This is a genomic window from Phytopseudomonas straminea (assembly GCF_900112645.1).
In the GTDB taxonomy this organism is placed as follows: Bacteria; Pseudomonadota; Gammaproteobacteria; order Pseudomonadales; family Pseudomonadaceae; genus Aquipseudomonas; species Aquipseudomonas straminea.
This window is the reverse complement of the sequence record NZ_FOMO01000013.1, coordinates 96,492-102,491: the sequence shown is the minus strand read 5'-3', so window position 1 is coordinate 102,491 and position 6,000 is coordinate 96,492. Positions and strand designations below refer to the sequence as shown.

General features: G+C 59.3%; 6 protein-coding genes. 2 read left to right on the top strand and 4 right to left on the bottom strand.

Annotation, left to right across the window (positions count from 1 at the left end; genetic code table 11):
* Positions 1-430 precede the first annotated feature (430 nt).
* Positions 431-1,630, bottom strand: a complete 1,200-nt coding sequence (gene tyrS, locus BM279_RS21875) for a tyrosine--tRNA ligase (protein WP_093507346.1) — start codon at positions 1,628-1,630, stop codon at positions 431-433.
* Between the two features lie 210 nt (positions 1,631-1,840).
* Here tyrS and BM279_RS21870 point away from each other — a divergent pair, with 210 nt between their 5' ends.
* Together BM279_RS21870 and BM279_RS21865 are read left to right on the top strand one after the other, a co-directional pair.
* Positions 1,841-3,256 (top strand): peptidoglycan DD-metalloendopeptidase family protein, encoded by a 1,416-nt coding sequence (locus BM279_RS21870; RefSeq protein ID WP_093507344.1) that lies wholly within the window; start codon positions 1,841-1,843, stop codon positions 3,254-3,256.
* Between the two features lie 4 nt (positions 3,257-3,260).
* Entirely contained in the window at positions 3,261-4,349 is a 1,089-nt protein-coding gene (locus tag BM279_RS21865; RefSeq protein WP_093507342.1) for an anhydro-N-acetylmuramic acid kinase, read from the top strand.
* Between the two features lie 57 nt (positions 4,350-4,406).
* Here the strand turns inward: BM279_RS21865 and erpA are convergent, their stop codons facing one another.
* The 3 genes from erpA to BM279_RS21850 form a co-directional block, all read right to left on the bottom strand.
* Positions 4,407-4,760 (bottom strand): iron-sulfur cluster insertion protein ErpA, encoded by a 354-nt coding sequence (gene erpA / locus BM279_RS21860; RefSeq protein ID WP_093507340.1) that lies wholly within the window; start codon positions 4,758-4,760, stop codon positions 4,407-4,409.
* A gap of 76 nt (positions 4,761-4,836) precedes the next feature.
* On the bottom strand, positions 4,837-5,247 hold the full coding sequence (locus BM279_RS21855) for a bactofilin family protein (protein WP_093507338.1): 411 nt from the start codon (positions 5,245-5,247) through the stop codon (positions 4,837-4,839).
* A gap of 13 nt (positions 5,248-5,260) precedes the next feature.
* Positions 5,261-5,932, bottom strand: a complete 672-nt coding sequence (locus BM279_RS21850) for a DUF6776 family protein (protein WP_093507336.1) — start codon at positions 5,930-5,932, stop codon at positions 5,261-5,263.
* Positions 5,933-6,000 lie beyond the last annotated feature (68 nt).

Below are 6,000 nucleotides of genomic sequence, written 5' to 3'. Positions count from 1 at the left end.
AAGCACCCACACGAATTGCTTGATTCAGTTGTTAAAGAACGTTTGGCTGAAGCTTTCGTCTCAACCGAGGCGCGCATCTTACAGCACCCTCATTTGCTGTCAAGCTGTTTTTGAAGAATTTTTTCTTTCTTCTCAACACCTTGCAGCGCCCGACCAGACCATCTTCTCTCCAGCGGGAGGCGCATTCTACAGCGTTACAAACCGCTGTCAACACCCTCATTTACCGCCTTCGATCAACCTGACCGAACCATCCACAGAACCACTCAAACCGCCCTGTCGATGCCGGCGCATTCTACTCGAATTCGCCGTCCGTGCAACCTTTATCTTCGTCTAACTCGTTGATCTACAAGGAGTTTTCAGATCAGGCTGCACCGGAAGTGGTGCGCATTATAGGCCCCTCGAAACTCAGGTCAACCCTTAATTTGCGCTTTTATTCGGTTTTCAGCGTAACCCGCGCGAAAGCTTTCTTGCCGGCCTGGCAAACGTGGGTATCGCCCAACTTGAATACGAAGCTGCGATCGACCACCTCGCCATCCACACGTACGCCATTGGAGCCGAGCAGGTCGCGGGCGATTGCTGCGTTCTTCACCATGCCCGCTTTATTAAGGAGAGCGGCAATCGGCATATCGTCAGCGGAGAACAGCTCAATCTCCGGCAGATCCTCAGGCAGCTCGCCTTCCTTCATACGGTTACCGGCAGAACGGTGAGCATTGGCAGCTGCTTCCTCACCATGGAAACGCGCAACGATCTCTTCGGCCAGCTTGATCTTGATATCACGCGGGTTCGCACCGGCTTCCACGTCCCTCTTGAATTGTTCGATCTCATCCATGCTGCGGAAGCTGAGCAATTCGAAGTAACGCCACATCAGCGCATCCGGCATGGACACCAACTTGTTGTACATCACGCCAGGCGCTTCCTGGATGCCTATATAGTTGCCCAGGGATTTGGACATCTTCTTCACGCCATCCAGACCTTCGAGCAGCGGCATGGTGACGACGCACTGGGAAGACTGGCCATAAGCACGCTGAAGCTCACGCCCCATCAGCAGATTGAATTTCTGGTCGGTGCCGCCGAGCTCGACATCGGCGCGCAGCGCCACGGAGTCGTAGCCCTGTACGAGCGGGTAAAGGAACTCGTGGATGGCGATCGGCTGGTTGCCGGTGTAGCGTTTGTCGAAGTCATCGCGCTCGAGCATGCGCGCCACGGTGTACTGAGAGGCCAGGCGAATGAAGTCGGCTGGCGTCAGCTCGTTGATCCAGGTGGAGTTGAAGGCAACCTCGGTCTTGGCCGGATCGAGGATCTTGAATACCTGAGCCTTGTAGGTCTCGGCGTTCTCCAGTACCTGCTCACGGGTCAGCGGTGGGCGCGTGGCGCTCTTGCCGCTAGGGTCACCGATCATGCCGGTGAAGTCGCCGATCAGGAAGATCACCTGATGCCCCAGATCCTGAAACTGGCGCAGCTTATTAATAAGCACAGTGTGCCCTAGGTGCAGGTCTGGAGCAGTCGGGTCGAAGCCAGCCTTGATACGCAGCGGCTCGCCGCGCTTGAGCTTTTCGACCAGCTCAGCTTCAACAAGGACTTCTTCTGCACCGCGCTTGATTAGCGCGAGCTGCTCTTCAACCGACTTCATAGGACTCACAGCCACCAGATTCAAAGGGGAGCCAACCATACAAGATCGCCAACAAATGACAAGTTTTGCCCTGCATCGCACATAACGGGCGCCGGCCATCACCTATAGGGTTGCCTCGATGTAGATTTGGTTATATTTTATACAGTTACTGCATATTCATCAGTATCTTCTTTTTCCTCTTCACCTTTTCACTTCACAAAAAGCAGCCCTATGACCTCTACAACTAAAGCGCCGCCGCTCTATCCAAAGACACACATCATCGCAGCCAGCGGCGTCGCCGCCCTTCTAAGTCTCGCTCTTCTGGTGTTTCCCTCCCGCGAAGTAGAAGCAAAGAAAACCTTTCTCAACCTGGACATGGACAACGGTTCCGAACAAGTCCAGCAGAATCTCCCCATCAATCAGGCAGGCGCCGACGCTCAGGTAGAAGCCGACTCACCGTTCGCACAGATAGAAGGTAGCGACGATTCGCAGAATGCCGAGATCGATGCCGACCCCGAAGTTGCCGAGCAGGAGCCTGAGGACCCACGCAACAAGACAGTCACCGTGGCCAATGGCGACACCCTCTCCACGGTCTTCAGCAAGGTCGGCCTGCCCGCCAATACCGTGCATGACGTGATCAACAGCAGCAAGGAAGCCAGCCAGCTGAGCCGCCTCAAGGTCGGCCAGGAGCTGCAGTTTCAGCTGAGCGAGGACGGCCAGCTGGAAAGCCTGCACAGCCAGCTAAGCGACCTGGAAAGCATCAGCCTCAGCAAGACCGACAGCGGCTATGACTTCAAGCGCGAGATGGTCAAACCGGACGTGCACGAATCCTACGCCCATGGTGTGATCAACAGCTCGCTGTTCGTGGCTGCCAAGCGCGCCGGCCTGTCCCACAATCTGACCATGGACCTGGCCAACATCTTCGGCTATGACATCGACTTCGCCATGGATATTCGTGAAGGCGACGAATTCGAAGTCATCTACCAGAACAAGAAGGTTGGCGACAGATCGGTCGGCACCGGCAACATTCTCTCCGCGCGCTTCACCAACCGCGGCAAGACCTACACGGCGGTCCGCTATACCGACAAGCAAGGCAACGTCAGCTATTACGATGCCGACGGCAACAGCATGCGCAAGGCCTTCATCCGTACGCCGGTAGATTTCGCGCGCATCAGCTCGCGCTTCTCCAACGGCCGCAAGCACCCGATTCTCAACAAGATCCGCGCTCACAAGGGTGTCGATTACGCCGCGCCGCGCGGTACGCCAATCAAGGCTGCCGGTGATGGCAAAGTCATCCTCGCTGGCCGCAAAGGCGGCTACGGCAACACCATCGTGTTGCAGCACGGCAGTCGCTACCGCACCCTTTATGCACACATGCAGGGTTTCGCCAAGGGCGTACGCACAGGCGGTACCGTCAAGCAGGGCCAGATCATCGGTTACATCGGCACCACTGGCCTGTCGACTGGCCCACACCTGCACTACGAGTTCCAGGTCAATGGCACCCACGTCGACCCGCTGAGCCAGAAGCTGCCCATGTCCGATCCGATCGCCCGCCAGGAGAAGCAGCGTTTCCTGCAGACGAGCAAGCCGCTCATGGCACGCATGGATCAGGAAAAAGCCACCATGCTCGCCCTCAACAAGCGCTGATCCCATGCTGTATCTCGGCGTGATGTCCGGTACCAGTCTCGACGGGCTGGACATCGCCCTTGTCGAGCAAGGCGAGCGCACTCGATTACTCGCCCACCACTACCAAGCCCTTCCAAATGATCTTCGCCAGCAACTGCTCGATTTGTGCAGCTCTGGCGCGGATGAGCTCGCCCGTGCGGCGCTCGCCGAGCAAGCCTGGGCAAGACTGGTCGCCGAGGGTGTCAACAGCCTGCTGCGCGAGCAGAACCTGCAGCCAGACGCCATTCGCGCCATCGGCAGCCACGGCCAGACCGTCCGCCACGAACCAGCGCGCGGTTTCACCATCCAGATCGGCAACCCTGCCCTGCTGGCCGAACTGACCGGCATCACCGTGGTGGCCGACTTCCGCCGACGCGACGTGGCAGCAGGCGGCCAGGGTGCGCCGCTGGTGCCAGCCTTCCATGAAGCGCTGTTCGCCAGCCCCGGCTCGGCCCGAGCCATTCTCAACGTCGGCGGTTTCAGCAACCTCAGCCTGCTGGAGCAAGGCAACCCCGCCAAGGGTTTCGACTGCGGGCCGGGCAACGTGTTGATGGATGCGTGGATTCACCATCACCTCGGCAAGAGTTATGACAAGGATGGTGCCTGGGCTGCCAGCGGCACCGTGCAACCCGAACTGCTGAAAGCGCTGCTGGCGGACCCGTTCTTCCAGACCACCGGACCTAAGAGCACCGGGCGCGAGCTGTTCAACATGCCCTGGCTGTTGCAGCAGCTGGCCACACAGCCGGCCTATCAGCCACAAGATGTTCAGGCCACCTTGCTGGAGGTTACGGCTACCAGCATCGTCAGCTCACTGCTGCAGGCACAGCCGGATTGCAGCCAACTGCTGGTCTGCGGTGGCGGCGCCCATAACAAAGCACTGCTGGAACGCCTGCAAGCGCTGCTGCCCGCGAGTGAGGTGAGCCGCACCGACGATCACGGCGTTCCCGCTGATTGGGTGGAGGCCATGGCGTTTGCCTGGCTTGCTCACTGCTGCCTCAACGGCATCCCCGCCAATAGGCCGGAGGTCACTGGCGCCAAAGGCCTGCGAGTGCTCGGCGCCATCTACCCGGCCTGAACAACGCCCAAACAAAAACGCCGCGCAGATGCGCGGCGTTTTCATATGACTCAGGACTCAGATCGAGAACGATGAACCACAACCGCAGGTGGTGGTCGCGTTGGGGTTCTTGATCACGAAGCGCGAGCCTTCGAGGCCTTCCTGATAATCCACTTCCGCACCGGCCAGGTACTGGAAGCTCATCGGGTCGACGACCAGGCTGACGCCCTCGCGCTCGACGATGGTGTCGTCATCGGCCACTTCTTCATCGAAGGTGAAGCCGTACTGGAAGCCCGAGCAACCGCCGCCCGTAACGAACACGCGCAACTTCAGGCGCGGATTGCCCTCTTCATCAACCAGGCTCTTCACCTTGCTGGCTGCACCCTGCGTGAACTGCATCACAGCGGCAGGGGTGAAGGTTTCGACGCTCATGTTCTATCTCCCGGCGCCAGGCGCCAATACTGCGTGGTAGCGCTGTATTATCCGCTTACCCTACAAAACTGGTCAACTATTGAGCGTCATCCACGCGCTCGGGCAGCTCCAGTGGTCGGTCCTGCTCCTTGATCGGCCGCAGGCCGCCTTCAACCTGAGCGCCCATAGCCATTTCCATCAGGCCATAGTAGAGATTGCCGCGAACCCGGGCCTTGGCACCCAGCTCGACATGCTGGCTGGCGTAGACATCGCCAACGATCTCGCCATCGATCACTACATGGGGTGCGCGCACCTCGCCTTCAACCTGTCCTTCGGCGCTGACCCGCACCAAACCCTGCTCGGTGAGCAGGTCGCCGAGCACCTTGCCGTCGATCTGCACCGCGCCCTGGAACTCCAAGTTGCCGCGAAACACCGCACCCGCAGCGATCAGGCTGGTCTTGCCCGTGAAGCGCTGCATGTCTGCCTTTTCCTTGCCTTTATTCCACATGGCGAACCATCACCTATCCGTCAGTCCAATCGATTTGACGCTCGACGGCTTTTCCACCCTCGACATCAGCCTTGATACGTATGCGCTTGGGCACGAAGCCCGCAGGAAGTCTCAGTTCCCCCAGGCGGCCACCGTCGGGAATCGCCTGCAGATGCTTGAATGCGAAAGGAATCGCCTTGTCGGTTGAGCCTTCCGGCAGATCACCACTGAGCTGATTCAGTGGCAGGCTCTTCACCTTGCCGTTCAGGCTGCCTTCCAGCTGCACGTTCAAACGCCCCTGCAGGGGTTTGTCATCCTTGCCGATGCGGCTGAGCATGAGTTTGAAACGATAGCCCCCCGCAGACTCGCCTGGGTGGATATCGAAACTACGGATCAGCAGGCCATTGACCTTGCTGTCCGGGGCCAGCACGCCCTTGTAGAAAGCCAGCTCCTGTTGCTGTTTGAAGTTATGTTCTTCCAAGAGCTTGATGGTCTGGCGGCTCTGTTCGTTGGACTGATGCGCCAGTTGCTCGCCGCTGCTGGCGACGGCCACGCGCTGGCGCAGTTCGTCGAGCTCGCGCGCCTGCTCATCGGCCTGCACCTGCATCTGCTCGAATGTCTCGGTCCGCTGCTCGGAAGACCTGGCCTGCCACTCACTGCCCGCATAGAAGGCGGCCGGCACCGCTAGGAGCAGCACCACCAGCACAACCCGCAGGCGCCGCTCCTGTGCCCGATTGCTGGGGCGAACCTCCCAACCCGACATCAGCGTAGGTG

What these genes read in the sequence shown, in the direction of transcription:
- BM279_RS21855 (WP_093507338.1), bottom strand. Translation starts at nt 5,247, where the DNA reads ATGTGGAATAAAGGCAAGGAAAAGGCAGACATGCAGCGCTTCACGGGC.
- tyrS (WP_093507346.1), bottom strand. Translation starts at nt 1,630, where the DNA reads ATGAAGTCGGTTGAAGAGCAGCTCGCGCTAATCAAGCGCGGTGCAGAA.
- BM279_RS21870 (WP_093507344.1), top strand. Translation starts at nt 1,841, where the DNA reads ATGACCTCTACAACTAAAGCGCCGCCGCTCTATCCAAAGACACACATC.
- erpA (WP_093507340.1), bottom strand. Translation starts at nt 4,760, where the DNA reads ATGAGCGTCGAAACCTTCACCCCTGCCGCTGTGATGCAGTTCACGCAG.
- BM279_RS21865 (WP_093507342.1), top strand. Translation starts at nt 3,261, where the DNA reads ATGCTGTATCTCGGCGTGATGTCCGGTACCAGTCTCGACGGGCTGGAC.